This window comes from Enterovirga sp., from assembly GCF_035325185.1.
In the GTDB taxonomy this organism is placed as follows: domain Bacteria; phylum Pseudomonadota; class Alphaproteobacteria; order Rhizobiales; family Beijerinckiaceae; genus Enterovirga.
Genome location: NZ_DAOLAJ010000002.1, coordinates 14,158 through 41,093, shown reverse-complemented (window position 1 = coordinate 41,093; position 26,936 = coordinate 14,158). Strand labels below are relative to the sequence as shown.

Below are 26,936 nucleotides of genomic sequence, written 5' to 3'. Positions count from 1 at the left end.
CTTCGGCAAGAAAATACTTGAACTCGAGCGGCTATTGGCGGAGGCAGCTATGGCAAGACAAGATTTCGACCTGATCGTCCGCGGCGGCACCGTCGCGACGGATGCCGATGTCTTCGAGGCGGATGTCGGCGTGGTCGGCGGGCAGGTCGCAGCGATCGGAAAAAGCCTCGGCACCGGCAGACTGGAGATCGACGCGAAAGGAAAGCTCGTGCTTCCCGGAGGTGTCGATTCGCACGCACATATCGAGCAGATTTCCTCGAACGGGCTGCTCGGCGCGGACGACTGGGAGAGCGGCACCACGGCCGCCGCTTTCGGCGGGACGACGACCGTGATTGCGTTTGCCGCTCAGCACAAAGGGATGAATCTCGAGAAGGTGGTCGACGATTATTCGCGGCTCGCCCGGAAGGGCGCCGTCATCGACTATACGTTCCACCTCATCATCGCCGACCCTACGCCGGAGACGCTGCAAGATCATTTGCCGAAGCTGCTCACGGAGGGGCATAACTCGATAAAATTGTTTATGACTTACGACCTCCTCAATGTCGATGACGCAAGTATATTGGAGACATTATCCATTGCGCGGCGGTTCGGCGCCAATGTGTCTTTCCACGCGGAAAACTATGGAATGATTACATGGGCAACCCGGCATCTCCTGGCGGCCGGGAAAGTGCATCCGCGCTACCATGCCGACAGCCATCCCCGGCTGGCCGAGGTCGAGGCGATCGGGCGGGTGATCCGGCTCGGCGAAATGGTGGATCAGCCCATCGTGATCTTCCATGTTTCCACGGCCGAAGGCGCTGCCGTCATCAGAGATGCCCGCGCGCGAGGGGTCTCGGTGAGCGCGGAAACCTGTCCGCAATACCTGCTCCTCACGCGGGAGGAACTCGACAAGCCGGGACTGGAGGGTGCGAAGTGGATGTGCTCGCCGCCGCTGCGCGAGGCCGCGGACCAGGACGCGCTGTGGCATGCGTTGAGGCTGAGAGACCTTCAACTCGTGACTTCCGATCACGCACCCTACCGCTTCGACGAAACGGGGAAGCTGCGGAGCGGACCGCACTCGACATTCAAGCAGATCGGCAATGGAATGCCGGGGATTGAAGTTCGGCTTCCGCTTCTGTTCGACGCCATGGTTTCAAAGGGGCGTTTCGACGTGCGGCGCTTCGTCGAGCTGACTTCGACGGCGCCGGCGAAGCTCTATGGGCTCCATCCCCGCAAAGGCACCGTCGCAATCGGGGCGGATGCGGATCTGGTCGTGTGGGACCCGGACCGAAGCGTCACGATCACCAAGTCCATTCTTCACGACCGCACCGACTATACGCCGTATGACGGGCATGGGGTCCGAGGCTGGCCGGAGACGATCATTCGGCGCGGCGAGATCATCATTCAGGGCGGCAGCCTGGCTGCCGAGCCTGGAACCGGCCGTTACGTACGCCCCACGCGAGCCGCTCGGGCGCACAGCTTGTGAGCGGATCCAAGTTCCCGGCGAAGACTCTCCGGCTGCCGGCAACTTCTTTTACATAAGCCGTGCTCGGCGGCGTTATATAACGCCGCCTTATATTCCTGGCGCCTATTTCATTGTCGCTTTGCCTGTGCGTTGGGCATTGTACGCCCAACAGTCATGTCAGATAGCGAGATCCAAGTGGCCATCTCCAGCGACCAGATTCGTGCGAGCGTCGCGGACAGCAGAGCTGTCGCTGCAAGTCTTTTCGAGCAGGTCGTTGTAAAGCTCGAAGGGAAGGAAGGGATCTTTCGGGACACATACGGTCCGGGTGAAAGCCACGGCCATCGTGTGGTTGCCGAGCATGCCCGGCAGGCCGGGCTGGAGATCGCCACCGATGCCGCCGCGAATACCTACATGACCTTGCCCGGGCGCGATCGCTCGGCCCGGAGAGTCATCATCGGCTCGCATCTCGACAGCGTTCCGAATGGCGGCAATTTCGACGGGGCTGCAGGCGTCGTCGCCGGACTGACGAGCCTCGCCGCGCTGAAGAAACTGGGTGTGACGCCGCCGTGCGACATCACCGTCATGGGCGTCCGGGCAGAGGAGAGCGTCTGGTTTCAAGTATCCTATATCGGGAGCCGGTCCGCCCTGGGCGTCTTGCCGCCGGAGGCGCTCGACTCCCCGCGCATCGATACCGGCCGTCGCCTGTCGGATCATATCGCCGATTGCGGCGGCGACCCGGAGCGTCTTCGAAAGGGCGAGGCCGCGCTCGATCGCATGCAGCTGAGAGCCTTCGTCGAGCTTCACATCGAGCAGGCTCCGACCCTCGTCGAGAGAGGCCAGCCGATCGCGATCGGCACCGGCATCCCCGGGAATTTCAGGTATCCCAACGCCAGGGTCCATGGACGGTACGGCCATGTGGGAACGCCGCGCCGGTACCGGCAGGATGCGGCGATGGCTGCCAGCGATCTTGCGATGTTCCTCGATCGTCTCTGGGCGGCGCACGAGGATCGGGGCATTCCGATGGCGGTGACCTTCGGGCGTTTCCATACCGACGCGGCTGCGCACGGACTGACGACCGTGCCGGGAGAATTCGAGTTCAGCCTGGACGTCCGGGCCTACGATGCGGAGATCCTCGGGCGCCTCGAAGACGAGATGCTCGGTGCCATCGCGCGGATCGAGCGGGGCCGGAACGTCCGGTTTTCCCTCGGGCAGCGCGCCTCCGCTCCCGTCGGACCCATGGATGCGGACATCATCGACGATTTCAATCGGGGAGCCGCCGCCCTCGCCATTCCGGCAAGGACGCTTCATAGCCCCGCCTCTCATGACGCCGCAGCTTTTGCGGCGGCGGGCGTGCCGGTCGGAATGATCTTCGTCCGCAACCGGAACGGCAGCCATAACCCGGCCGAGGCGATGGAACTCGACGATTTCATGGAAGGCACCGCGTTGATCACGTGGTGGCTCGCCAACTGCCTCAACTGAGCAGCAGCGGAAGACTGGCGATGAGCCGCTCGATCTATGTCGTAAATCCCAACTCGAACAAGGCCGTGACGGCCGGCATCGACGAGGCCGTCGAGAGGCTGCGCATCGACGGCGGTCCGGCCATCGAGGCGCTGACGCTGGAAGACGGTCCACCGGGCATCCAATCCCAGCGCGACGCGGACGGTGTCGTGGCGCCGCTTCTGCGTCTCGCTTCCACCCTGGAGGACGAGGCGGCGGCATTCGTCATAGCCTGCTTTTCCGATCCCGGCCTTCACGCCCTGCGCGAGCAAAGCGCCCGGCCCGTGCTCGGCATTGCGGAGTGCGGCGTCCTGACGGCGCTGACCATGGGTCAACGCTTCGGCGTCATCGCGATTCTGCCGAATTCGATTCCCCGGCACCTCAGGGCCTTCGGCGCGATGGGGGTATCGGGTCGGCTGGCCGGCGAGTTGGCCGTCGGTTTGACGATTGCCGAGCTTGCCGATGATCGGAACACTCTTCTCCGCCTGGTCCAGGTCGGCAGGCGGCTTCGGGACGATTATCATGCCGACACGATTGTCATGGGCTGTGCGGGAATGGCCCGGTTCAGACGACGACTCGAAGACGCCGTAGGTCTTCCGGTGATTGAGCCGACTCAAGCCGCCGTCGGCATGGCGATGGCGAGAGTGTTGCTCGGTTCGGGATAAAAGTAACTATTACGATGAGACCTCTATAGGCGAACCAATCCTCACCGACGCCCCCTTTTGCCGATCTTCCGAGAAAACAGACGGCGCCCGGGTGGTCGGCTCGGACCGCCGTGATCGCGCGGAAAACAGACCCGCTCTTGTGCGAGTGTATCTACCGGCGCAAGGTTTCGCGCCAGCACAGGCATTTCGACGTCTGACCGATGCCAGGATTGAGCACATTTCTCGGGTCGAGCGTCTGATAGAACTGCCTCAATGCAACCTTAGCCTTATAGAGGTGACCGACGTTATGCTCCGCAGGATATTCCGCGCCACGCTCATCCAACAAAGACCACATACGGTGCTCGAACTCCAAAGGGTCGTTTCTATGTTTCACAATATAATCTTGATGGAATACATAGCAAAGAAAATGACCGTAATAGAGTTTATGGATAGCCTGCTTTTCGAGGTCTTGCGGCAGCGTCTCGAACCAGTCACGGTCGTTCCGACGCAGCGCGATGTCGAGAGCGCAAATATCCGAGACCTCGCGATGGTGGACTGCGCGATAGCGCACAGCCGCGCTGGCCGCAGCGAAACGATGAAGGAAGGCTTTCTCGCCCTCGTCATCGGTACATTCGAAATAGGAACCCGATGCAGAGGCGAAGAACTCGCTGAGGAGGGCCCGCGTCTCCTCGATTCCATCGTCGGCAACCTTAAGGAGGAGGTGATGCTCAAACTGATCCCGATAAGCACGCATGCGCTCAGGAACAGGTGTCGGGATTAAGGACGACAGTGCCTGAAGAAGACGATCGCTGAGATATTTTGGAAAAAATCGCCAGTTATCGACGATTGCATCAAACCGCGTCTTCATCTCGAAGAAAAACGGAAGCCGTGCGGTTCCGAGATGCCGAATCAGAAGGAATGTGTCCTTCCCATAGCGCTCTGCTACGTTGAACGCAGTTCGATGCAGGTATTCTCCTGCGACTGGCAAGACAGAAAGCTCCCGAAGAAGTCTGCGCCGAAGCTCAGTGAGTTCCTCGGTCCTGTTCGTCCCAATGTAGAAGACCTTCGAGCGCTCATTCTTCGCAAAGGTATCGAGCCGAACCGCAAACAAGGCCAGACGCCCCGCGCAGCCCGACGCTTCAAAAAGACGCCGCGGGTCGGCATTGAATCGTGACGGCGTATCGGCGTCGATATCGCGGACATGCGCCGCATAACCACGATCGGACGCCCAGCGCTCGCCGGTCGTCTCGATATCCGCATCGCCGATGTCCCAACGGTCGAGACTGCCGAGCGCGTCTTCAGGCGCACCTTCCAGGCGGAGGCCGAGATGATTGACGAGGTCGAGCCGCCCATCCTCGTCGACGCGCGCGTAGAGGGCCAGCTGGGTAAAAGCGGGGCCGCGATGGACCAAAGCGCCGCCGGAATTGTTGCAGATCCCTCCGAAGACCGACGCGCCCAGACAGGACGATCCGATGACCGAATGCGGCTCTCGGCCGAAAGGTTTCAATGCCCTTTCGAGCTGGTCCAGGGTCGCGCCGGGAAAGCAAACGACTTGCTGCCCGCCGGAAATGACCTGAAGCCTCTTCATACGCATCGTGTTGATGAGCACGATGCCGCGATCATAATCATTGCCGTCAGGCGTCGAACCGCCGGTAAGACCCGTATTGGCCGCTTGGATGATGACGATCATGCCGGCGTCAATACTGGCCTTCAGCACGCGCCAATATTCGACCAGCGTTCCCGGACGCACCACGGCGAGGACATTGCCCTCGCCGAACCGATAGCCCTTTCTGTAGAATCTCGTCCTATCCGGCTTGGTCAACACATAGCGTGTGCCGGTGATCGACTGCAATTGACCGAGCAGATCAGCGGCCCGAACCTGCCAATGCTCAGATGTTGAGCCGACGGCTTCGCAAGAATGCATGCTCGATCGCCTTGAGAAAGCGTATCCCGTCCCGGCCATTTGGAAGCGCACGATCCGGCGCGAGAGCGGGCCATGGCCTGGCCAAGTTTAAGCCGGCAACCATTCCTCGAGCGTCACCTCGAAGGTCACGCAGACGGGATTTGCCCCCGCGATGAACGGCCCGCCATAGACGTTCCCCTCCGGGTCGGCCACCACGCCGGTCAGCGCGGCGGAGAGCGATCCGTCCTCACGGGAACGCACCTCGCCGGCAAGGCTCACGATCTCGACCGCCGGCCCCTTGATGGAGAGATATTCTCCGCTCAGCGTGCCGAGGCATGCGTCGGTGAGACTGCCGAGGGCGCCGCGAACGAAAGCATTCCGAAATCCTTCGGCCAGACATAGCTTCTCGACGCCCTGAACCAAATCTTCATTGGGTGCGATGCGCGCATAAGCAACGCGCCCCATCGCGCCGCTTTCGGCAACGATCATCTCATTCACGGGCATTATCCCCCACTGGTTGCAAGAGAGGCACGTTCGTTTCCGGGTCCACCGTCTGCCGCAAGTCGAATTCGTCGAGCGAAAGGACCAGGACCGGAATCGGCGACGGGCCGACGATGCAGGCTTCCGTGAGCACGTGGCCACCCTTCACCTGACCGTCCTCGCGCCGTATCGCGGCGTGACAATGGACAAGCGGCTTGCCCTTCATGCTGGTGCCGAGCGTCGCGTTGCCAAAGATCAGGTAGGAGCGTCCCGCATCGATCGGCGGGCCGTAGGCGATCACGGCCTTGCCCGACGGATCGCGCGGCGCCACGCAATATCGGAACGTCTCGCAAAAGCCGCCGAGAACGGTCATGGACGCATTGGTAATGCCCATTTCCGCCAGAGGCTGGACGATGCTGTCGAACATGCTGCGGCCTGGCTGCAAGGCCAGGCGGACATGACGCCCGTGCTTCGCGCTGAGGCTGTTGATGCGGACGGGATTGACCCGTCCGGGATGGATCAACGTGCGCGGCCGGGAATGATGGGCGGATGTTTCGCCTTTCACCTTACATCTCCTTGGATGGCGCCATCGATTTCACAAAGCGGCGCCACCGCCGGACATAGAGCGCTGCGCCTTCTCCCAGATTGCGCACGCCCGCCTCGTCGATCTGGCGGACGACCTTGCCCGGCGCGCCCATCACGAGCGAATTGTCGGGAATGACCTTGTTCTCGGTGATGAGGCAATTCGCGCCAATGAGGCAGTTCCGGCCGATTTTCGCACCGTTGAGGACGACCGAGTTCATGCCGACCAGCGTATTGGCTCCGATCGAGCAGCCATGCAGCATGACCTTGTGGCCGATCGTGCAATCCTCGCCGATGGTGAGCGGAAAACCGGGATCGACGTGCAGGACGGAGTTGTCCTGAACGTTGGAGCGGTCGCCGATCGTGACGATATCATCGTCGGCCCGGATGACGACGCCGAACCACACACTCGATTCATGGCCAAGGCGGACATTGCCGATGAGCACGGCGGTCGGCGCCACCCAAAACTGCCCGTCCGCCGGGCCCGTCGGCGTGATGCCGTCGAGCGAATAGCAGTTCGTCATGCGCGATCCCCCGCCGGAATCATGCCGGCAATCGTGAAGCCGCCGTCCACGGCGATGGTCTGCCCGGTGACGAAGCTCGATTTCTTCGAATCGAGCAGGAAGACGGCGGTTCCTGCGATCTCGTCGGGCGTGCCATAGCGCTTTTGCGGCACCGTGCGCGTCCACTCCTCGCGCGCCGCTTGCGTGTGCATGTCGCGCACCAGAGGCGTCTCGATCGGGCCGGGCGCGATGCCGTTCACACGGATGCCTTCGGGCGCCCACTCGACCGCGAGCACTTTCGTCAGGAGAATGACGCCGCCCTTCGAGGCGCCGTAGGCCGCACGGCCCCCGTTGCCGCGCACGCCCGAGACCGAGGAAATATTGACGATCGAGCCGCCGCCATTCGCCGCCATGGCCTTGGCCGCCTCGCGGGCGACGACGAACGTGCCGATCAGATTGACCTCCAGAAACCGCCGGAAGATATCCGTCGTCGTCTCGAAGGCAGGCAGATCACGCCCGATCCCCGCGGAGTTGACGACGCCCGTGAGCGGTCCGAACTCCGTGTTGCAGCGCGCGATGCAGGCGACAACCGCGGCCTCGTCGGCGACGTTGAGCTGCTCGAACCGGGCCCTGTCGCCGAAGCCCTTCAGAGCATCCCGGGAGCGTTCGAGATTCTTCTCGTCGAAATCGGAAACGATCACGCGCCATCCCTCGGCGAGAATGGCTTCGACGATGGCGAAGCCGATACCCGAAGCTCCGCCCGTGACAAGGATGGTCTGTGCCTGCGTCATCATTCCCTCGTGTTTTTTGGTATGGACGCGCCGGCGCTTGCCTGCGCCGGCGCCGAGCCCTTTTCAGCTTGAGGCCTGCGCCGGCTTTTCGAGCGGCAGGCAGCCGCGCGCCTCGAGCTCGCCCCGGACGTTCTTTTTCGTGATCTTGCCGTAGCCGGACTTCGGCAGCTCGTCCCAGAAGAAGACGCGCTTCGGCAGCTTGTAGCGCGCCACCTTGCTTTCCAGCCATGCGAGCAATTCGCGCTCCTCGAGTGCGGCTCCTTCCCGCAAGACGCAAACCGCCACGCCGACCTCGCCCCAGGTCCGGTCCGGCACGCCGAGGATCGCGACTTCCGCGACCGCCGGATGCGTCAGGACCTTCTCTTCCGTCTCGCGGGGATAGACGTTCGAGCCGCCCGAGATATACATGTCCGACGCGCGGCCCGTGATGTACAGGAAGCCCTGCTCATCGATATGGCCGAGGTCGCCTGTGCGGAACCATCCATTCCGGAATGATTTCGCATTGGCCTCGGGATTGTTGTAATAGCCCGCGAAGACCGCCAGCCCGCAAACGCAGATCTCGCCCGACACCCCCGCGGCGACTTCGTTGCCGTCATCGTCTTGGATCGAGACCTGCATGCCGGTGCGTGCGTAGCCGCAGGTGCCGACCTTCACGTGCGGGCCGTCCTCGGCATCATGGAGCGCGGGCGGAAGCACCGTGATGTTTCCGGTCACCTCGCCAAGCCCGAAATATTGCACGAGCACCTTGCCGAGCTTCCTCAGCGCGTGTTTCTGATCCTCGCGGTACATCGGCGCGCCGGCATAGATGACGTAGCGCAGCGAGGAATGATCGCGCTGGTCGACGGAGGGATGTTCCGTCAACATCTTCACGATGGTCGGCACGGTGAACATATTGCTCACCCGCCAATGCTCGATGAGGCTCCAGGCTTCGTCGATATCGAAGCGGTCGCTGCTCAGAAGCACGCTCTTCGCGCCGGCCGCGACCTGCGCGAGCTGGTGGATGCCGGCGCCATGCGACAACGGCGCGACGACCAGCGAGGCGTCGCGGTGGGTTGTGCCCGGCATCAGGTCGCAGAGATGGTTCGTCACGACGAAAGCCATCTGGCCATGCGTCAGGACCGCGGCCTTCGGCCGTCCCGTCGTCCCCGAGGTGAAGAAGAACCAGCAGGGATCGTCGTGCTCGACATCGGCCACGGGCGCGGCCGTCCCGTCGTAGCGCTGCACGAGCGCGTCGTAATCCTCGCCGAAATCGGCCGCGCCGATCGCGATCACGGTCTCGATCCCGGGTGCTTCCTTGCGCGCCTCCGTCACGTGATCGGGGAAGTCGCTTTGACAGATCATGACCGTCGAGCCGCTCGCCGCGGCGAGATAGGCGACCTCTCCGGGCGATTGCCGGAAATTCGTCGGCACCCACACGGCGCCCAGCCGGAAACAGGCGAACATCGATTCGAAAAGCTGGTTGCAGTTCTTCGACTGCACCAGCACGCGGTCGCCTTTGGTCACGCCCTTGTCGGCCAGCGCGGCCGCCATCGCATCCACGCGGCGGTCGAACTCGGACCAGGACCATGTCCTGTCGCCCCAGACGAAGCCGATTTCATCGGCGTATCGGCGGGCCGACTGGCGCAGGAAATTCGACAGGTTCATCACCCGCTTCGTGACGGGGGCGACACCACCTTTGGGTTCAGGACGCGTGCTCATTTGCGGCGCTCGAGAATGGAGACGTAGTTGGTAACAGCGGCGCCGCCCATGTTGAAGACCCCGGCGAGCTTCGCGCCGTCGATCTGCATGCCGCCGGCCTCGTTCATCAACTGCAGGCAGGCCATGACATGCATCGACGTCCCGGTCGCGCCGATCGGATGTCCTTTCGACTTGAGGCCGCCGGAGGGATTGACGGGCAGCTTGCCGCCCTTCTGCGTGATGCCCTCGCGGACGACCTTGTAGCCCTCGCCGGGCTTCGCCAGCCCCATGGCTTCGTATTCGATCAGTTCGGCGATCGTGAAGCAATCGTGCGTCTCGACGAGATCGAGGTCGTCGAGCGTGAGGCCGGAGGCGGCGCGGGCCTTGTCCCAGGCCAGCCGTCCGCCGGCAAAGGCCGTGGGATCGCGGCGCGAGAGCGGCAGGAAGTCGTTCGCATGCTGGCGCGTGCGGAAGGCGATCGCGCGCTGCATGGCCTGCGCCGTTTCCTCGTCGGCGACGACGAGGGCCGCCGCACCGTCGGAGATCAGCGAGCAATCCGTCCGGCGCAGGGGCGCGGCGACATAGGGATTCTTTTCGGAAACGGTGTTGCAGAAATCGAAGCCGAAATCCCGGCGCATCTGGGCATAGGGGTTTTCGACGCCGTTCTTGTGGTTCTTGGCGGCGATCCGCGCCAGTTCCTCGCTGCGGTCGCCGTAGCGCTGGAAGTAATTCTGCGCGATGCGGCCGAAGACGCCGGCGAAGCCGCCATCGATATGCCCCTCCTCCTTGCGGTAGGAGGCGCTGAGAAGAATGTCGCTCGTTTCGGGAACGGATTTCGCGGTCATCTTCTCCGCGCCGACGACGAGCGCGATGCGGCCGCGGCCGCTCTCGATGAAGTCGAGCGCAGTGTAAAGGGCGGCCGAGCCAGTCGCGCAGGCGTTTTCGACGCGGGTCCCGGGAACATGCACGAGGCCGGGCTGATTGAGCGCCACCTGTGCGGATTCGAACCCCTGTTTCGAGAAGCCGTTGTTCATCACTCCGACATAGAGGCCGTCGACATCCTCGGCGCCCACGCCGGCATGGGCCAGGGCCTCCCCGGAGACGCGCGCCATCAGGCTCTCGACATCCGGGTCCTCAAGTTTGCCGAAGGGCGAATGCGCCCATCCGACGATGCAAGCATGCGACATCGTAAACTCCTCGATTGATCCGGCCGGTGCCGGCATTGGTCTTTTCACGGGCGAGGACGTCGCCCGCTTCTTCTCCTCAGTTCAGAAAGCCGATCGAAATCCAGGGCACGAGCGCGACGATGATGGTCCCGATGATCAAGGCGATCATGTAGCCCACGATCGGGCGCATTCCCTCGACAGGATCGACACGGCCGATGGCGCAGGCCGCGTAATAGCCGACGCCGAACGGCGGGGCGAAAAGGCCGACGCCCATGGCGAGCACGACGACCATCGCATAATGGACCTCGTGGATCCCGACCGCGCGCGCGATCGGAAACAGGAGCGGGCCGAACAGCACGATCGCGGGAATGCCCTCCAGAACGGACCCCAGGATCACGAAGGCGACGATGGAAACCGCCATGAAGCCCGCGGCGCCGCCCGGCAGGCCCGTCATCGCGGCGGCGAGCGACCGCGAGAAGCCCGACTGCGTGAGGCCCCAGGCCATGCCGGTCGCGGTGCCGATGATCAGCAGGATCGCGCCGGAGAGACACGCCGTCGAGACCAGCATCGGCATGAGCTTGCGCCATTCGAAGCGGCGATAGATGAGGAGGCCGGCGATCGTAGCATAGGCGATTCCGATCGTGGAGACCTCGGTCGCCGTCGCGACGCCTTCGATGACCGCGGCGCGGATCAGGAACGGCAGGGCGATGGCGGGCAAGGCGACGAAGAAGGATTTCCATATCTCCCCGGCGGTGGCCCGCTTGACGTGGCTCAGGTCTTCGTTCCGGTAGCGATACCAGACAACGAAGCAGAGAAACACCGCCAGGACGACCGCGGGCAGCAGGCCGCCGGTGAAGAGCGCCGCGATGGACACGCCCGTGACCGAGCCGATCGTGATCAGCACGAGGCTCGGCGGAATCGTCTCGGTCTGCGCTCCGGTCGCGGAGAGCAGGGCCACGAGATCGCCCGGCTTGGCGCCTCGCTTCTTCATCTCGGGGAAGAGCACCGGCGCGAGCGCGGCCATGTCGGCGGCTTTCGAGCCTGAAATGCCGGACACGAGATACATGCCCGCGACCAGCACATAATGCATGCCGCCGCGAACATGGCCCAGAAGATTGGCGAGGAAGGCGACCATGGCCATCGCCATCCCGGTCATTTCGATGAGCAGGCCGAGGAAGACGAAGAGCGGCACCGCCAGCAGGATGAGATGCGACATGCCCTCATCGATCCGGCCGACGAGCACCAGCAGCGGCGTATTCGTGGTCAAGGTCAGATAGCCGAGCACCGCGAGGCCGAAGGAGAACGCGATCGGCACGCCGGCAAAGACCGTCGCCGCGACGACGCCGACGAAGAAGATCACCAGGTTGAGATTGCCGAGCGTGCGGAACATCGGCTCGCCCAGCCAGAACAGGGCCACGATGGCCACGACGGACGCCACTGCGCCAGCCACCATCTTCGCCGAGCCGGTTCGCGCGAGCCGCAAGAGCGCGAAGAGCAGCATGAGCGCGATGCCGACGGGCAGGGCGGCCGCCCGCCAGACATTGGGGATTTCGAGCGCCGGCGTCGTGACGACCATTTCCTCGTGCGCGTATTCGAGGGCCGGCCAGGCGATCGCCGCGAGGAAGACGAACGCGGCGACCGTCGCGACGAGATCGAGAAACACCCGCGCCGGCGGCGGCAACAGACCGACCACCACCGTCATGCGCATATGGTCGCCGCGCTGAAACGCCACCACGGCCCCGAGCATCGCGAGCCAGAGGAAGATGATCGACGCGAGCTCGTCCGACCAGATAAGGGGCGCGTCGAAGACGAACCGCGCCACGATGCCGGCAAAGAGCACGACGATTTCGGCGACGACGAGCGCCGCGACCACGGCTTCAACGACCGCCGCGAACCCTCGCTCGACCGTCGCGGCGGGCGAGCCGGACGGGACCGCATGCGCGTCGGTCTCGTCCAACGAATGGGAAACGTGCAATTCCATCTGCGTTACGCCAGCTTGCCGGCATATTTCTCGAGATGGCTCCAAGCCTCGTCGCCGTATTTCCCTTTCCACTGGGTGTAGAAATCGGTTTGACGCAGCTTATCGCGGAATGGCGCCGGATCCGGCGTGTTGAAGACCAGCCCTTTCGCCGTCAGTTCCTTCTGCACGGTTGCGTTGAGCTTCTCGGTATCCTCACGCTCCTTCAGGCCGGCGGCATTGATATTTTTCGCGACGATGGTCCGCACATCTTCCGGCAGGCGCTCCCAGGCGCGGCGATTGGCGAGGAACCAGAACCCATCCCACATATGGTTCGTCAGCGAGCAGTATTTCTGCACCTCGTAGAGCTTTGCCACCTCGACGAGAGCGATCGGATTCTCCTGCCCCTCGACGACCTTGGTCTGCAGCGATGAATAGACCTCGTTGAAATTGATCGATGTCGGCCCGGCCCCGAGGGCCTTAAACATCGAGGTCAGGAGGGGAGACGGAGGAACGCGGATCTTGAATCCGCGGAAATCGTCCGGGCCGTTGATCGGCTTGGTGGAGGTCGTCGTCTGGCGAAAGCCGTTGTCCCAGATCGCATCCATCGCATAAAGGTTCGCTTTCGCGATCTGCTTTCGCACATAGGCGCCGAGATCGCCGTCCATGGCCTTCCAGACGGTGGCATAGTCGGGAAAGGCGAAGCCGATCCCGTTGATCGAAGCGGCCGGCACGAGCGTCGCAAGAATAAGCCCCGACAATGTGAAGAACTCGACACCGCCGGAGCGAAGCTGGCTCAGGGTGTCGGTGTCGGAGCCGAGCTGGCTGCTCGGAAAGATCTGCAGATCGAAACGGCCGCCGGTTTCGGTCTTGATGGCCGCCGCCGCCTCCTTGGCGCGGATGTTCATCGGATGCGTCTCGGGCAGATTATTCGCATACTTGTAGGTGAACTGCGCCTGCTGGGCGCGCGCGACATAAGGGGCCCCGACAAGCCCAACCGCTGCAGCAGTCGAACCCGCCTGAAGAAAATGGCGTCGTGATACAAGCATATCGTTCCTCCCGATCAAACATATTGACCGCCGCCTCAGTGGTATGATGTCCGACCACTGGCCATCATACCACCATATGACCTTATATTCGTATAAGTTGTTATCTCTTTGGCGGCAGGTTTTATTTGGGTATACACGACAAGCTTGGCTTGGCAAGCCGCTATTTTTTGTCTTCCGTCTTGCCGGCACGATCAATGAAGCGAGACTTCCTTATCGCAGCACGGTGATCGGCGGCCTCGCGAGCAGCCATGGGGCGCCCGCCGAGGACAGCCGACAGGATCGCATGCAGTTCGCTCATGAGTTCATTCGGATGGAATTGCCCACCCCTTCCGCTTGCAAAAGACAGGACCTGAGCGCCGAGCCCGGCCCGCAGGTCCGCGAGGACCGAGCTGCGTGCGGCCTGATCGACAAGCGACCAGACCTGGCATTCGTCGAGCGCGGCGCCTCGCATCGCTTTTTCGATCGCGTCGCGGTCGGATGCGCCGGCGCGCTCTGCCGCCAAGCCGGCAAGTCCGCATTCGATGTGAGCGAGGGCCTCCAGAAGGTCGGGCAGCTCATTGGAGAGCGCCTGCGAGATGATCGCAGCTTGATCGCTCCGACGGCCGACCGAATTGCTGATGAAAGTGCCTGTGCCGCGGCGCAGCTCAAGAACACCGAGGGCAGTCAGCCTTTGCACCGCATCCCGAACAACGCTGCGGCTGACCTTCAAGGCCTGCGCGAGGTCGCGTTCCGACGGCAATTTGTCACCGGGCCGCAGCCGCTCCGCCACCAAAAGGCGGCGGATTTCACTGACGACGTCATCCGACAGCAGGCCGCGCGACACAGGCTTGAAATCAACATGCTCACAGCCGTGCCCATCCATCAGTCCCGGGGAGCCGGCCTCGTGCACGACGGCCCCTCCCGACCGGTCAGTGCCGGAGCGGCGGGCGGAGGGCGGTATATCGCGGGCGCTCACGGCGCGCCCCGCGAGCCGGCGGCCATCGCCAACAGGTGGCGCCAAGCGCTGTCGCTCCCGCTGCGGCTCGCTCCTTGGGCGTGATTGGGCAAACGACGCGGCAGCCTCATGGGACTCCTCCCTCCGGGTGGCGGCTAGAGAGATTTTTTGGCTTGACGCGCAGGTCCATATTATAGACCTACGTACCTACCATGATCCGCTCTCCCTCGGACATTCGCGGGTTCGTGAGAAACCATAGAGCTATTGTCAACTAAAATGGATTTTCCCAGGCGACTCCGCTTCATTCGGAGAACGAGGGTCCAAACTATGGAACACTATCGAACAGCTTCGGCCCGCAAGGCCTTGCAGACGACCGCCGACGCGGCAGCCGGCGCGCAGAGCATCGACCGCGCCGCCACCCTTTTGCTTCTCGTGGGGCGAGCGGGGTCGCTCGGCGCGCGGCTTTCCGACCTCGTGGCTGAGACAGACCTCGCGAAACCCACCGTGCGGCGCATGCTCGTCGCGCTGGTTCGCGCCGGCCTGCTCGATCAGTCGGAGGAAACGCGGCGCTATCATCTGGGGCCGGAGCTTTATGTGCTGGGCTCGCTGGCCAGCGAACGGTTCGGCATCCATACGCTGGCACTGCGCTCGCTGGTTCGTCTCAGTCAGGAGACCGGCGACACTGCCTTCCTGTCCGTCGCGCGCGACCTCTATTCGATCTGCCTGCATCGCGAGGAAGGCACCTATCCCATCCGCGTTCATGCCCTTCAGGCTGGCGACCGTCATCCGCTCGGCGTCGGCGCGGCAAGTCTAGCGCTCCTCGCGGCGCTCCCGGACGAGGAGATCGACGAGATCCTCGCCGCCAATGCCGCGGTCCTTGCCGCTCGATATCCCAACCATTCGGCGTCGGTGTTGTGGCGGCTGGTCCAAGAAACCCGGGCGTCGGGCTATGCCATCAACCCCGGCATGCTGCTGTCCGATTCGTGGGGCATCGGCATGGCGGTTCGGAACAAGGACGGCCGTCCGGTCGGCGCTCTGTCCCTCGCGGCAATCCAGAGTCGGCTCGACGACAAACGCCAGTGCGAGCTGCTGCCGCTTCTCAAGCGGGAGGTGGCCGAACTCGAGGGACGCTTGGTCCAGTTGACGAGCGGGCGATCGAATCGCGGCATTCGATGATTTTGCAAGGCTGCGGACCCATCGCATCGCTGATCCCTCCAAGATCGGCGTGCACTCGTCGATGGAGGCATAGACTGAGATGGCCCCGTCTTCCGGCTCCCTCTCGATCGAGAGGTCGTGAAGGAGTTCCTCCAGATGAACTCGTAGGGAGTGAGGCTTCTCTCGGTTCGAGACCGATGGAGCCTTCACGCATTTTCGAGCGTGAGGTGGCGGTCGCGAATGTCGGCGGCGGCCGCCAGGGCCTCTCCGTCTCCCTCCCAGACGATCGTGCCGCCGTCGATGATGAGCAGCCGGTCGGCGACCGCCATGCAGACGTCCAGGCTCTGCTCGACCAGGAGCATCGACAAGCCGAGGGCCTTGAGTTCGCCCATCAGTTCCACGAGCCGGTCGACGATGACGGGAGCGAGGCCTTCGGTGGGTTCGTCGAGGAGAAGGACTTTCGGTCCCGTCACGAGGGCGCGGCCGATCGAGAGCATCTGCTGCTCGCCGCCCGAGAGTTTTCCGCCCGGTGTCTTCCGCCGGCCGGCCAGGGCCGGAAACATCTCGAAGACGTTCGCGACGCTCCAACGCGCGCCGCTTCGAGCGGCGAGGTTCAGGTTCTCCTCGACCGTGAGCGAGCCGAAGATGCCGCGATGCTCGGGCACGAGCGAGAGGCCGCTCCGCGCGATTTCATGGGTCGGGCGGCCGAGGATGTCCCGTCCGTCGAAGACGAGGCTGCCTTCGATCCGCGGCAGGAGGCCCGTCAGCGCCCGCATGGTCGTCGTCTTGCCGGCGCCGTTGCGGCCGAGAAGCGCGACCAGCTCGCCGTCGCGGATCGTGATGTCGACGCCCTGGAGGATATGGCTCTTGCCGTACCAGCCATTGAGGCCCTTCGCCTCGAGCAGGAGCGCGCTCATGCCTGGCTCCCGAGATAGGCTTGGCGCACGGCCGAATCGTTGCGGATGCGCTCCGGCGTGTCCTCTGCGATCTTCCTGCCCTGCGCCATGACGGTGACGAAATCCGAGATCGAGAGCACGACCGACATGTTGTGCTCGATGAGGAGCACCGCCATCCGGTCCTTCAGGGCGAGGATCAGCTCCTTGGTGCGGTGGATGTCGTCGATCCCCATCCCCGCCAGCGGCTCGTCGAGGCAGATCATCTTCGGCTTGCCGCCGAGCGCCATGCCGATCTCGAGCGAGCGCTGGGCGCCATGGGACAGGTCGCCCGAGCGCGTGCCCGCCCGGTCGAGAATCCCGACCTGGCCGAGGATCTCCTCGACCTCCGCGGCGATGTCGGCGCGGGAGGCGGGGGAGCGCCAGAAGACCCAGCCCTCCCGGCGATGGCGCGCCTGCACCGCGAGGCGCAGGTTCTCGGCCACCGTCAGGTTCGGATAGATGTTCGTGACCTGGAAGGAGCGGGCCATGCCGTAATGCACGCGGCGATGGGCCGAGGCCCTCGTCACGACATGGCCGCCGAAGGTGATGCGGCCGGAATTGGGAGGCCGGACGCCCGAGACGGCGTTGAAGAACGTCGTCTTGCCGGCCCCGTTCGGGCCGATCAGGGCATGGATCGTGTTCGGCTCGACCGTGATCGACATCGCGGTCAGCGCCTGGAAGTCGCCGAAGCGGACGCCGATCTCCTCGACCCTCAGGATGGGTTCAGGCATCGGCCGGCCTCCCGCCGAAAACTCCCGCGAGCCGCCGCCCAATGCTCCAGAGGCCGCCCGGCAGATAGAGCACGATCGCGATCAGGATCAGGGAGATCAGCGCCATCCAGCGCGCCCAGAGCTCCGACAGGGCTTCGGAGGCGAGCGTGTAGAAGATCGAGCCGACGAGGGCGCCGGCCGGCGAGCCGACGCCGCCGATGATCGCCATGACCAGGATGCGCTGGCTGATCTCCAGCTCGATGTCGTTGGGCGGCACGAAGCCGAGGAAGGCCGCATGCAGCGCGCCCGCAAGGCCCGCGATCCCGCCCGCCACCGCGACCGCCGCGACCTTGTAGCCCCTGACGTCGTAGCCCATCGCTTCCGAACGGCCCTCGTTCTCGCGAATGGCGGTCAGGACGCTGCCGAAGGGCGAGGCGTTGATCCGCTGCACCGCGAGGAAGGCGAGGAGGAAGGCCCCGGCCGCCAGCAGGTAGAACGAGATCGGCGAGGTGACGGGCAGGCCCGCGAGGCTCAGATTCCGGGGCAGGCCCGTCAGGCCGTTCTCGCCGCCCGTGACGTTCTTCATCGACAGCATCGCGAAATAGCCCATCTGGGCGAAGGCGAGCGTCAGCATGACGAAATAGACGCCCTGCCGGCGCACGATCAGCGTGCCGAGGAGTCCGGCGAGGAGCGTGCCGGCGAGGGTTGCGAGGATGAGGGTCGGCAGGAGGCCGAGCCCGACATCGCGCAGGAGGATGCCGGCGAGATAGGCGCCCACCCCGAGATAGAGGCCCTGGCCGAAGGAGAGGAGGCCCACCGAGCCGAGCAGCAGCGTCACCGAGAGGGTGGCGATCGCGAAGATCGCGACCTGGCTGGCCAGCGTCGTCGGCACGAGGACGGGCAGCGCGGCCATGACGAGGACGACGATCGCGGTCGTCGAGTCGGGGAAGCGCCAGGCTTTGGAGGAGATCGCCGCCATGTCAGAACCGCCCCAGGAGCCCGGCCGGGCGGGCCAGGATGACGAGCGCCATGGCGGCGTAGATCATGAGCTGCGCACCTTCCGGCCAGAGGGTGCTCATGATCGACTGGACGAGCCCGATCAGGAGCCCGCCGACGAGGGCGCCGGACAAGGTGCCGAGCCCGCCCACCACGATCACGACGAAGGCGATGCCGAGCGCCTCCGCGCTCATGAAGGGCTCGACGCCGCGGATCGGGGCGAAGAGCACGCCGGCGAGGCCGGCCAGGGCCCCTCCGAGAGCAAAGGTCGCCATGAAGACGCGGTCGACATTGATGCCGAGAAGGCCGACCATCTCGGCGCTTTCCGATCCCGCCCTCAGCACCGAGCCGAGCTTCGTCTTCTCGACGACGAGCCAGAGCGCGACGGCGACGAGCGCGGCGATCGCGACCACGAAGAGGCGATAGGCGGGATAGACGTAGGGCCCGAGGAAGACGATGCCCGAGAGCGCGCCGGGCACCGGCACGTTCTGGCCGAGGGGCCCGAAGACGACGATGACGAGTTCCTGCATGAGAAGCGCGATCGCGAAGGTGATGAGGATCTGCGCCTCGTGCGGCATCCGGTAGGTGTGGCGCAGGAGAACGCGCTCGACGAGCATTGCGAGCGCGGCAACGGCCAGCGGCGCGACCAGGAGCGACAGCCAGAGGCTGCCGGACCACAGGGTCAGCGCATAGGCGATATAGGCCGCGACCAGATAGAAGGCTCCGTGGGCGAAGTTCACGAAGCGCATCAGCCCGAAGATCAGCGTGAGGCCGACCGAGAGCAGGAAATAGATCATCCCGATACCGAGGCCGTTCAGGACCTGGAACAGGAGAAGCTGCATCGACATGGCGTGAGGACTCTAAGCCTGGGGCCGTACCGGCCCTTCCCCCGCGGAGCGGCGGGGAGAGCCGAGTCGCTCCGAAGAAGCGAGCCGGGGTGGGGGGCCTCGACGCGGGCACCCGGCCGGGCGGCAGGCGGAGCCGCCCCCCCACCCTGGTCCTCCGCTTCGCTCCGGCTCGCCCTCCCCGCCGCTTCGCGGGGGAAGAGTCGCGAGGCGGCAATGTTTGTGCTCGCCCCTCACCGCCGTCAGCTCATCTTGCAGCCGGTCTTCTCCGGCGGCAGGAAGGCCTTGGTGGCGGCGACGACATCGGCGAAGTCGTTCTTGTCCTTCATGGCGCCCTTCGCCTTGCCGAGCATCAGGTAATAGTCCTTGATCACCTGATGATCCTCGGGGCGGACGCGCTCGGTGCCGGTCGGCCCTTCGTAGGTCATGCCTTCGAGCGCCTTGATCACGGCCGGCACGTCGTCCGTGCCCGCCTTCTTGATACCCTCCAGCAGGACCTGCGACACGGCATAGCCGCAGGCATGGAGATAGGTCGGCACGTCGCCCGTCTTCGCCTTGACGACCTCCGCCACGACCCGTCCGCCCGGCGTGTCGACGCCGTGCCAGAAGTTGCAGCCGAAATAGACGCCGTCGCAATTCTCGGGGCCGAGCGCCTGGAACTGGTCGAGTCCGGTGGACCAGATGGCCAGGATCTTGGTGTTGCGCTTCATGCCGTAGCTGATCGCCTGCCGGATGACATCGAGCGTCTGGTTGCCGAAATTGCAGATCGCGAGCACGTCGGGCTGGGCGGCGAGGGCGGTCGCGATATAGCCGGAATATTCCCGGTCCGAGAGCGAGTGGTAGCTGTTGCCGACATGCTGGAGGCCCTTCTCCTTCAGCACGTCCTTGACGTTGGTGAGAAGGCTGTCGCCGAATACGTATTGCCCGGTGATCGTGTACCACTTCTTGGCGTCGGGGAATTTCTCGATCAGCGGGCGCATGGTGGCGTTGACGGCGCTGTAGCTGGCGACGGGCCAGCGGAAATTGGACCTGTTGCAGTCCTTGCCGGTGGATTCGTCGGCGCCCGCTTCCTGCACGTAGATGCCGCCCCTCGCATGCACCTCCTTCTGGACCGCGAGGCCGATGGCCGAGGTGGTGCAGCCCACGATGTGCCGGATGCCCCGCTGGGTCATCACCTCCTGGACCTTGCGGACGGCTTCGCCCGGATCGCCGCGGTCGTCGAGGAGGACGTAGTTCAGCTTCCGGCCGAGGAGGGTATCGTATTTCTCGACCGCCCATTTGCTGCCGTTGTTCAGCAGCGTGCCGACATTGGCGAAGGTGCCGGACAGCGAATAGACCGCCGCGATGTCGAGCGTTCCGCCCTGCGCCGAGACCTGCCGCAGATAGGGCGGAGCGGCGAGAAGGACCGGCGCAGCCGCGAGGCTCTTGAGGATTGTCCTGCGTTCGATCGTCATGGCTGAACCCTCTCCTTGTCGATGGACGATTATTGCGCCGGCGCGGAGGCCGAGCGAGCCCGCTTTTCGAGCCACCAGCCCCATGACGGAGGCCAGGCCCCGAAATTCGGATCGTGTCCGAGCGCGCGGGCGGCCTGCAACGGCCAGTGCGGGTTCATCAGCGCCTCGCGGCCGATCGCGACGAGATCGGCCCGGCCCTCGGCGACCACCTCCTCCGCGAAAGCGGGCGTCGTGATGAGGCCGACCGCCATGGTCGGAACCTGCGCCTCCGCACGGATGCGCTCGGCATAGGGGACCTGATAGCCCTCGGGCCGGCGGATCAGCTTCGTGGTCGTGCGCTCGCCGAGGCCGCCCGACGAGCAATCGATCACATCGACGCCGATCTCCTTCAGCCGCCGCGACAGCTCGACGGACTCGTCGAGCGTCCAGCCGCCCGGCTGATCGTCGACGCAGGAGAGGCGCACGAAAAGAGGCAGCTCGGCCGGCCATGCCGCCCGCACCGCCTCCGAAACCGCCAGCAGGAAGCGGATGCGGCCCTCGAAATCACCGCCCCAGCGATCCTCGCGCCTGTTGCCGAGCGGCGAGAGGAAGGAATGGATGAGGTAGCCGTGGGCGGCATGGATATCGAGCACGCGGAACCCGGCCGCCGCCGCGCGGCGCGCGCCCTCCGCATAGGCCGAGATCAGCCGGGCGATGCCGGCCTCGTCCAGCGCCTGCGGCACGTGCCAGCCCGGATTGGCGGGAAGAGCGCTCGCGGCGAGCGTCTGCCAGGGCACCTCGCCGCGGGCGGCCGAAGCCTCGTCGAGCGGATTATAGCCTTCCCACGGGCGGCCGACGCTGCCCTTGCGGCCGGCATGGATGAGCTGGGTCGCGGGCACGCCGCCGCGCGCCGCGATGGCGGCGACGATCGGCTTCAGCGCCTCGATCTGATCCTCCGACCAGATGCCGAGATCGTGATGGGTGACGCGGCCCTCGGGCGTGACCGCGAGCGCCTCGGTGAAGACGAGGCCCGCGCCGCCGATGCCGAGACGGCCGTAATGCTGGAGGTGGAAGTCGTTCGGCAGCCCGTCGTCGCCCGCCACATATTGCTGCATCGGCGAGACGACGACGCGGTTCGGCACCGTCACGCCGCGCAGGGCGAGAGAGGTGAAGAGGGTGGGAGCGTCGCTCATCCTGCAAATCCCAGCCGGTCGCGGATCCAGGCCCAGGTGATGCCGAGCTGGATCGCGGGTGTCTTGAGGCTGTGCCAGAGGATCGGGGAAAGCTTCGTGACGGGAAGCGGGGGCTCGGTGCCGTCCAGTGCACGGGCGGCGAGCCATTGGCCCATCAGGGTCGCCATGGCGATGCCGCGGCCGTTATAGCCGACGCCGATATGGAGCCCGCTCTCCGGCTCGTGGATATGGGGCAGCCCGTCGAGCGTCAGCGCCACCTGGCCCGACCAGCGATGGGCAATGGCGAGGCCCTTCGCCTCCGGGAAAGTCCGGTGCATGGCGGCTGTGAGTGCGGAGAAGAAAGCCGGGTTCTCGGCATCGCCCACCGCGCCCCGGCCCCCGAAGACGAGGCGTCCGTCGGGCGATTGGCGGAAATAGAAGGCGAGGCGGCGCGTCTCCGAGGCGCAGATTCCGCCCGGCATGATCCGCGCCCGCAGCGCCTCCGGCAGCTGCTCGGTCGCCACGAGCGCGCTCTGGACGCAGATCAGCGTCTTCGCGAGGCCGGGGACGAGTCCGTCCGCATAGCCGTCCTGCCCGACGAGGACGCGGCGGGCCGAGATCGTCCCCCTGGACGTCGTCACCTCCCAACGGCCGTTCCGCTGGACGAGGGCGGTCGCGACCGTGCCCTCGTGGAGCTTCGCACCCGCCCGCTGCGCAGCCTTGGCGAGGCCCCGGACATAGGAGAGAGGCTGGACCGTGCCCGCCCGCCGGTCGATCCAGCCGCCGAGATAGGCGTTTGTGCCGGTGAGGCGCGCGAGGGCGGCCCGGTCGAGCCGCTCGGCGGGTGCGCCGAGCGCGGCCCATTCGTCACCTCGCTGCTGCACCCGGGCCAGGGCCTTCTCGGCCGGGGCGGCCTGGATCCAGCCCGAGCGGTTCGGCTCGCAATCGATGCCGTGCTTCTCGATGAGGCCGAAGACACCGTCCGCCGCGCCTCCGACCGCCTGCGCGAGGCGGCTGCCGCGCTCCTCGCCATAGGCTGCGCGCATTTCGGAAGGGTCGAGCTTGAGGCCGGGAATGACCTGCCCGCCGTTGCGGCCTGACGCACCCCAGCCGATCGTACGGGCCTCGACCAGGGCGACGCTGGCGCCATGGGAGGCCGCCGCGAGGGCGGCGCTGGCACCCGTGAAGCCGCCGCCGACGATCGCGACATCGACGCTTCGGCCCGGTTCGAAGGGATCGGCCGACGGCGCCGCCTCGCGGGCCGTCGTCGTCCAGAGCGCGCCTTTGACGCTGTCGGCGGAGGAGGCCATCAGGGACTCGCGTGGCCGTGACCTGCCGCCCAGGTCTTGGCGACGTCCGGCGAGATGATCTGGTCCGCAAGGTCCGCGGCGATGGTCCCGGCCGGACGCTCGGCCGGCTCCCCGTACCCGCCGCCGCCGCCGGTGCCGAGCGTGACGATGTCGCCGCGCTGGAGGTCCATGGCGTCCTTCGACTTCAGCTTGATGACCGTATCGCCACGGCGAACCTCGCAGAAGCCCGTCGCACCCTCGCGGCCGCCGAACAGCCCTTCGGCCGAGCGCCTGAAGCGGTCGCTGTAGAGCGAGATGCGCACGCCGTCCTTCAGCGCCTCGAAGCTGCGCGTGAAGCCGAGCCCGCCGCGCTGGCGGCCGCGGCCGCAGCTATCGGGGCGCAATGCGTATTCGATGACGCGGAAGAAGGGGAAATCCTGGTCCAGCGCCTCGACGGGAGTGTTCGAGCAGTTCGAGAGCGGGTTGTCGACGCCGTCGCAGCCGTCGGTGTCGTTCGCCGCGCCAAAGCCGCCGCCATAGATCTCGAGATAGACCGACCAGCCGCCTTCGCCGAGATGCGAGAGGACGAAGGAGGTCGTGGTGTCGAAGCCGCAGGCGATGACCTTGTCCGGCACGGCCTGGGACAGCGCCTTCATGATGGCGTTCCAGGCGCGCGAGCAGACCTCCATCCGGGCCCTGACGGGGGCCGGGTGATGCGGGTTCAGCATGCAGCCCTTCGGCGCCGTCACCTCGATCGGCCGGAAGGCGCCCGCATTGAACGGGATGTCGGGGCTCGTCAGCGCCGCCTTGAGGCAGGACAGGGCCGCCGAGACCGTCGCCGCGAAGGGGGCGTTCAGGTTGCGGCGCACTTGCGGGGCGGTGCCCGTAAAGTCGATCTTCGCCGAGTCGCCCTTGATCGTCACCGTCGCCCGCACGGGCAGGACCGTATCGGAGAGCCCGTCGTCGTCGACGGCGTCCTCGCCCGCATAGACCCCGTCCGGGATCTCGCGGAGCGCGGCCCGCATGCGGGCTTCCGAATAGTCGAGGAGGGCGGCCATGACGGCGGTGATCTTCTCGGGCCCGTAGCGGTCGGCAAGCTCGATCACGCGCTGCGAGCCGATCGCGTTCGCGGCGATCTGGGCGTCGAAATCGCCCATCGTCTGGTGCGGCACGCGCACGTTCGCGCGCAGCAGGCGCTCGAAGGGGCCGCCGTGCCAGTCGCGCTCCATGTTGAACTTGAGCGGCGGGATGATCAGCCCTTCCGCATAGACGTCGGGCGCCGCGATGTTGAGGCCAGGATCGCCGCCCGACACGTCGAGATGGTGGGCGACGGAGGCCGAGAAGCCGATCACCTTCCCGTCATAGAAAATCGGATGGAAGAAGAAGACGTCCTGGAGATGCTGGCCGCCCGAATAGGGATCGTTGATGACGAAGAAGTCGCCCGAGACCAGCGTCTCGTTCGGATAGAGCCTGGCGCAGGGCTGGAAGACATGGCCGATCGTGCCGAGCTGCATCGGGATCAGCTCGGCCTGGGCGATGGTGTTGCCATGCGCGTCGAGGAGGGCGGCCGAGCCGTCGCGCGCCTCGCGCAGGACGGTCGAATAGGCGGAGCGGATCAGCTTCGCGCCCATCTCGCGCGCCGCCGCGATCAGCGACTGGCTGATGATGGCGTAATCGACCGGATCGAGGGATTTGGGATCGAGAGCCATGCCTCAGACCCTCCGCATGATGATGTTGCCGGGTTCGTCGCGCTCGGCCCGCCAGCCGGGCGGAACCCAGAGCGTGGAACTGTAGCCTTCGATCATGGCCGCGCCCTCGACGGGGCGGCCCGGCGCCAGGGTGTCGGCGTCGACGAGCGCGGTCGGGACGGCGCCCTTCGGCGTCCAGACCTCGATCTCGCCGGGATGGGCGAGATGGGAGGCGCGCTCGCGGAAATCCGGCAGGCTGTCGAGGCGGCGGCGCACGCCGAAGCGCAGGCCCACGATCTCGACCTTCCGCCCCGGCTCGCCGCCGTGGAAATAGATGCGCCGGTGCGCGGCGCTGAACTCGTCGGCGAGATCGGAGGGCCGCAGGCCCGCGAGCCGCGCCGGATCGATCTCGACCGGGATCTCGAAAGCCTGCCCGACGAAGCGCATCTCGGCGGTCAGCTCGAAGGAGAGCGCGCCGTCGAGGCCGAGCGCGCGGAACTCCGCCTCGGCCCGCTCGCGGAAGCGCTGGAACTCCTCGCGCAGCATGGCCGGCGCCTCGTCCGAGAGCGCCGTGCGGCGCGTCACGCTCGCGACGCGGACATAATCGGCGGCGAGGAGGCCGAAGGCGGAGATCACGCCGGGATTGGGCGGCACCACGATCTCGCGGCAGCCGAGCTCCTCGGCGATCTCGGCGGCGAGGAGCGGCCCGGCGCCGCCGAAGGGCAGGAGCGCGTAGTTGCGCGGATCGCGGCCGCGCTCGGTCGAGACGAGCTGGACGGCGCGCACGATATTGGCGACGGCGAGCCGGATCGCGGCCGCGGCGGCATCGCGCACCGAGATGCCGAGCCTGGCTGCGACCTCCTCGAAAGACTTGTGCCCCTTCTCGACATCGAGCGTCATCGTCCCGCCGAGGAAGGCGTCGGCCCGGATGGTGCCGCGCACGACATGGGCGTCGGTGACGGTGGGCTGCGTGCCGCCGCGACCGTAGCAGGCGGGGCCGGGCGTCGCGCCGGCGCTGCGGGGACCGACCCGCAGCATGCCGCCATCGTCGATCCAGACGAGCGAACCGCCGCCGGCGCCGACCGTGACGATATCGAGGACGGGGGTGCGGATGGGCAGGCCGTCCACCTCCGTCTCCGGCGAGACGGAGGGCACGCCGTCGACGACGAGACAGACGTCGGTCGAGGTGCCGCCCATGTCGAAGGTGATGAGGTTCTTCGCGTTCGAGCGCTCGGCCTGCCGGATTGCGCCGACGACGCCGGCGGCCGGGCCGCTGAACAGGGCCGTGATCGAGTTCCGGCGCATGGCGGCGGCCGGAAGCCGCCCGCCATTCGATTGCATGACCGAGAACCCGCCGGCGAAGCCGGCCTTGGCGAGCGTCGCCTCGAACCGGGCGAGATAGCCGTCGATCACGGGCTGGACATAGGCCGAGAGGACGGTCGTCGTCGCGCGCTCATATTCACGGAATTCGCTCGCGACCTCGTGGGAGCAGGCGACCTGGACCTTCGGCAGCGCCGCGTTGATCAGCTCCTTCACCCGCGCCTCGTGGGCCGGCGCGACATAGGCGGAGAGAAGGCAGACGGCGACGGCCTGATAGCCGCCCGCGGCGAGGCGGGGGATCAGGTCGCGCAGGATTTCGGACTCGTCGAGCGGCAGCACGACGTCGCCATGCGAATCCACCCGCTCGGAGACTTCGAGACAGTCCTTGCGGCGGAGCGGCGGAGCGGGTTTCTTGTAGCGCAGATCGTAGATGTTGCGGCGGTCGTGCCGCTGGAAGAACAGGATGTCGCGGAAGCCCCTCGTAGTAACGAAGGCGACGCTCGCGCCCTTGCGCTCGAGGATCGCGTTGGTGGCGACCGTCGAGCCGTGGACGAGGTCGGTGACGCCCGCCGCCTCTATTCCGGCCGCCTGCAACGAGTTGAAGGCGCCGATCTCGGGACTACCCGGCGTGCTCGGAACCTTGACCACCTCGACGCGTGACCCGTCGACGGCGACCAGATCCGTGAAGGTTCCCCCGACCTCGATTCCGACGCGCATGTTCCCATCCGATCGCGGTTTCAACTACGGAAGCAGATATCCGCCCATA

23 protein-coding genes are annotated in these 26,936 nt (G+C 65.7%); 4 read left to right on the top strand and 19 right to left on the bottom strand.

Translation table 11 applies throughout. The annotated features are described in order from the left end of the window. Nucleotides 1–49: 49 nt before the first annotated feature. From hydA to PKD06_RS00630, 3 genes are all read left to right on the top strand, one after another. Complete coding sequence (hydA, locus tag PKD06_RS00640) at nucleotides 50–1,465, top strand: dihydropyrimidinase (protein ID WP_324376710.1); 1,416 nt, start codon at nucleotides 50–52, stop codon at nucleotides 1,463–1,465. 153 nt (nucleotides 1,466–1,618) lie between these two features. After that, nucleotides 1,619–2,923, top strand: a complete 1,305-nt coding sequence (locus PKD06_RS00635; protein WP_324376707.1) for a Zn-dependent hydrolase — start codon at nucleotides 1,619–1,621, stop codon at nucleotides 2,921–2,923. Nucleotides 2,924–2,943: 20 nt separating this feature from the next. After that, nucleotides 2,944–3,606 carry an aspartate/glutamate racemase family protein gene (locus PKD06_RS00630; protein ID WP_324376706.1) on the top strand — a complete coding sequence of 221 codons (663 nt, stop codon included), beginning with the start codon at nucleotides 2,944–2,946 and terminating at the stop codon, nucleotides 3,604–3,606. A 151-nt stretch (nucleotides 3,607–3,757) separates the two neighbouring features. Here the strand turns inward: PKD06_RS00630 and dld are convergent, their stop codons facing one another. The 10 genes from dld to PKD06_RS00580 all read right to left on the bottom strand — a co-directional run bounded on the left by dld (nucleotide 3,758) and on the right by PKD06_RS00580 (nucleotide 14,582). After that, complete coding sequence (gene dld / locus PKD06_RS00625) at nucleotides 3,758–5,509, bottom strand: D-lactate dehydrogenase (RefSeq protein WP_324376704.1); 1,752 nt, start codon at nucleotides 5,507–5,509, stop codon at nucleotides 3,758–3,760. 87 nt (nucleotides 5,510–5,596) lie between these two features. Beyond that, complete coding sequence (locus PKD06_RS00620; RefSeq protein ID WP_324376840.1) at nucleotides 5,597–5,953, bottom strand: PPC domain-containing DNA-binding protein; 357 nt, start codon at nucleotides 5,951–5,953, stop codon at nucleotides 5,597–5,599. Between the two features lie 25 nt (nucleotides 5,954–5,978). After that, entirely contained in the window at nucleotides 5,979–6,533 is a 555-nt protein-coding gene (locus PKD06_RS00615; RefSeq protein ID WP_324376701.1) for a DUF296 domain-containing protein, read from the bottom strand. 1 nt (nucleotide 6,534) lies between these two features. Then, nucleotides 6,535–7,074 (bottom strand): gamma carbonic anhydrase family protein, encoded by a 540-nt coding sequence (locus PKD06_RS00610; protein WP_324376699.1) that lies wholly within the window; start codon nucleotides 7,072–7,074, stop codon nucleotides 6,535–6,537. Continuing rightward, complete coding sequence (locus tag PKD06_RS00605) at nucleotides 7,071–7,844, bottom strand: SDR family NAD(P)-dependent oxidoreductase (RefSeq protein ID WP_324376838.1); 774 nt, start codon at nucleotides 7,842–7,844, stop codon at nucleotides 7,071–7,073. The genes PKD06_RS00610 and PKD06_RS00605 overlap by 4 nt, the downstream gene beginning before the upstream one ends. 63 nt (nucleotides 7,845–7,907) lie before the next feature. Next, nucleotides 7,908–9,542 (bottom strand): acyl-CoA synthetase, encoded by a 1,635-nt coding sequence (locus PKD06_RS00600; protein WP_324376697.1) that lies wholly within the window; start codon nucleotides 9,540–9,542, stop codon nucleotides 7,908–7,910. Further along, nucleotides 9,539–10,708, bottom strand: coding sequence for an acetyl-CoA acetyltransferase (locus PKD06_RS00595; protein WP_324376695.1), 1,170 nt, complete (start codon nucleotides 10,706–10,708; stop codon nucleotides 9,539–9,541). Before PKD06_RS00595 ends, PKD06_RS00600 begins: the two co-directional genes overlap by 4 nt. Before the next feature lie 76 nt (nucleotides 10,709–10,784). Next, a complete protein-coding gene (locus PKD06_RS00590; RefSeq protein WP_324376693.1) occupies nucleotides 10,785–12,668 on the bottom strand; it encodes a TRAP transporter large permease subunit in 1,884 nt (627 codons plus the stop codon). A 5-nt stretch (nucleotides 12,669–12,673) separates the two neighbouring features. Next, nucleotides 12,674–13,693 carry a TRAP transporter substrate-binding protein gene (locus tag PKD06_RS00585; RefSeq protein ID WP_324376691.1) on the bottom strand — a complete coding sequence of 340 codons (1,020 nt, stop codon included), beginning with the start codon at nucleotides 13,691–13,693 and terminating at the stop codon, nucleotides 12,674–12,676. Nucleotides 13,694–13,853: 160 nt separating this feature from the next. Further along, nucleotides 13,854–14,582: a GntR family transcriptional regulator gene (locus PKD06_RS00580; RefSeq protein WP_324376689.1), complete on the bottom strand. Its 729-nt coding sequence runs from the start codon at nucleotides 14,580–14,582 to the stop codon at nucleotides 13,854–13,856. Between the two features lie 372 nt (nucleotides 14,583–14,954). Here PKD06_RS00580 and PKD06_RS00575 point away from each other — a divergent pair, with 372 nt between their 5' ends. Then, nucleotides 14,955–15,803, top strand: a complete 849-nt coding sequence (locus tag PKD06_RS00575; protein WP_324376687.1) for an IclR family transcriptional regulator — start codon at nucleotides 14,955–14,957, stop codon at nucleotides 15,801–15,803. Between the two features lie 185 nt (nucleotides 15,804–15,988). Here the strand turns inward: PKD06_RS00575 and PKD06_RS00570 are convergent, their stop codons facing one another. The 9 genes from PKD06_RS00570 to PKD06_RS00530 all read right to left on the bottom strand — a co-directional run bounded on the left by PKD06_RS00570 (nucleotide 15,989) and on the right by PKD06_RS00530 (nucleotide 26,887). After that, nucleotides 15,989–16,699 (bottom strand): ABC transporter ATP-binding protein, encoded by a 711-nt coding sequence (locus PKD06_RS00570; RefSeq protein ID WP_324376685.1) that lies wholly within the window; start codon nucleotides 16,697–16,699, stop codon nucleotides 15,989–15,991. Beyond that, the gene (locus PKD06_RS00565; protein ID WP_324376683.1) at nucleotides 16,696–17,448 is read right to left on the bottom strand and encodes an ABC transporter ATP-binding protein; all 753 of its coding nucleotides are present in this window, start codon (nucleotides 17,446–17,448) and stop codon (nucleotides 16,696–16,698) included. The genes PKD06_RS00570 and PKD06_RS00565 overlap by 4 nt, the downstream gene beginning before the upstream one ends. After that, nucleotides 17,441–18,406, bottom strand: coding sequence for a branched-chain amino acid ABC transporter permease (locus tag PKD06_RS00560; RefSeq protein WP_324376681.1), 966 nt, complete (start codon nucleotides 18,404–18,406; stop codon nucleotides 17,441–17,443). Before PKD06_RS00560 ends, PKD06_RS00565 begins: the two co-directional genes overlap by 8 nt. A 1-nt stretch (nucleotide 18,407) precedes the next feature. Then, the gene (locus tag PKD06_RS00555) at nucleotides 18,408–19,271 is read right to left on the bottom strand and encodes a branched-chain amino acid ABC transporter permease (protein WP_324376679.1); all 864 of its coding nucleotides are present in this window, start codon (nucleotides 19,269–19,271) and stop codon (nucleotides 18,408–18,410) included. A 239-nt stretch (nucleotides 19,272–19,510) separates the two neighbouring features. Then, nucleotides 19,511–20,722, bottom strand: coding sequence for an ABC transporter substrate-binding protein (locus tag PKD06_RS00550; RefSeq protein WP_324376677.1), 1,212 nt, complete (start codon nucleotides 20,720–20,722; stop codon nucleotides 19,511–19,513). Nucleotides 20,723–20,751: 29 nt separating this feature from the next. Then, nucleotides 20,752–21,894, bottom strand: coding sequence for an NADH:flavin oxidoreductase/NADH oxidase (locus PKD06_RS00545; protein ID WP_324376675.1), 1,143 nt, complete (start codon nucleotides 21,892–21,894; stop codon nucleotides 20,752–20,754). After that, nucleotides 21,891–23,183, bottom strand: coding sequence for an FAD-binding oxidoreductase (locus PKD06_RS00540; protein ID WP_324376673.1), 1,293 nt, complete (start codon nucleotides 23,181–23,183; stop codon nucleotides 21,891–21,893). Before PKD06_RS00540 ends, PKD06_RS00545 begins: the two co-directional genes overlap by 4 nt. Further along, nucleotides 23,183–24,871 carry a hydantoinase B/oxoprolinase family protein gene (locus tag PKD06_RS00535; RefSeq protein ID WP_324376671.1) on the bottom strand — a complete coding sequence of 563 codons (1,689 nt, stop codon included), beginning with the start codon at nucleotides 24,869–24,871 and terminating at the stop codon, nucleotides 23,183–23,185. The genes PKD06_RS00540 and PKD06_RS00535 overlap by 1 nt, the downstream gene beginning before the upstream one ends. Before the next feature lie 3 nt (nucleotides 24,872–24,874). Beyond that, nucleotides 24,875–26,887: a hydantoinase/oxoprolinase family protein gene (locus tag PKD06_RS00530; protein ID WP_324376669.1), complete on the bottom strand. Its 2,013-nt coding sequence runs from the start codon at nucleotides 26,885–26,887 to the stop codon at nucleotides 24,875–24,877. Nucleotides 26,888–26,936: the final 49 nt, after the last annotated feature.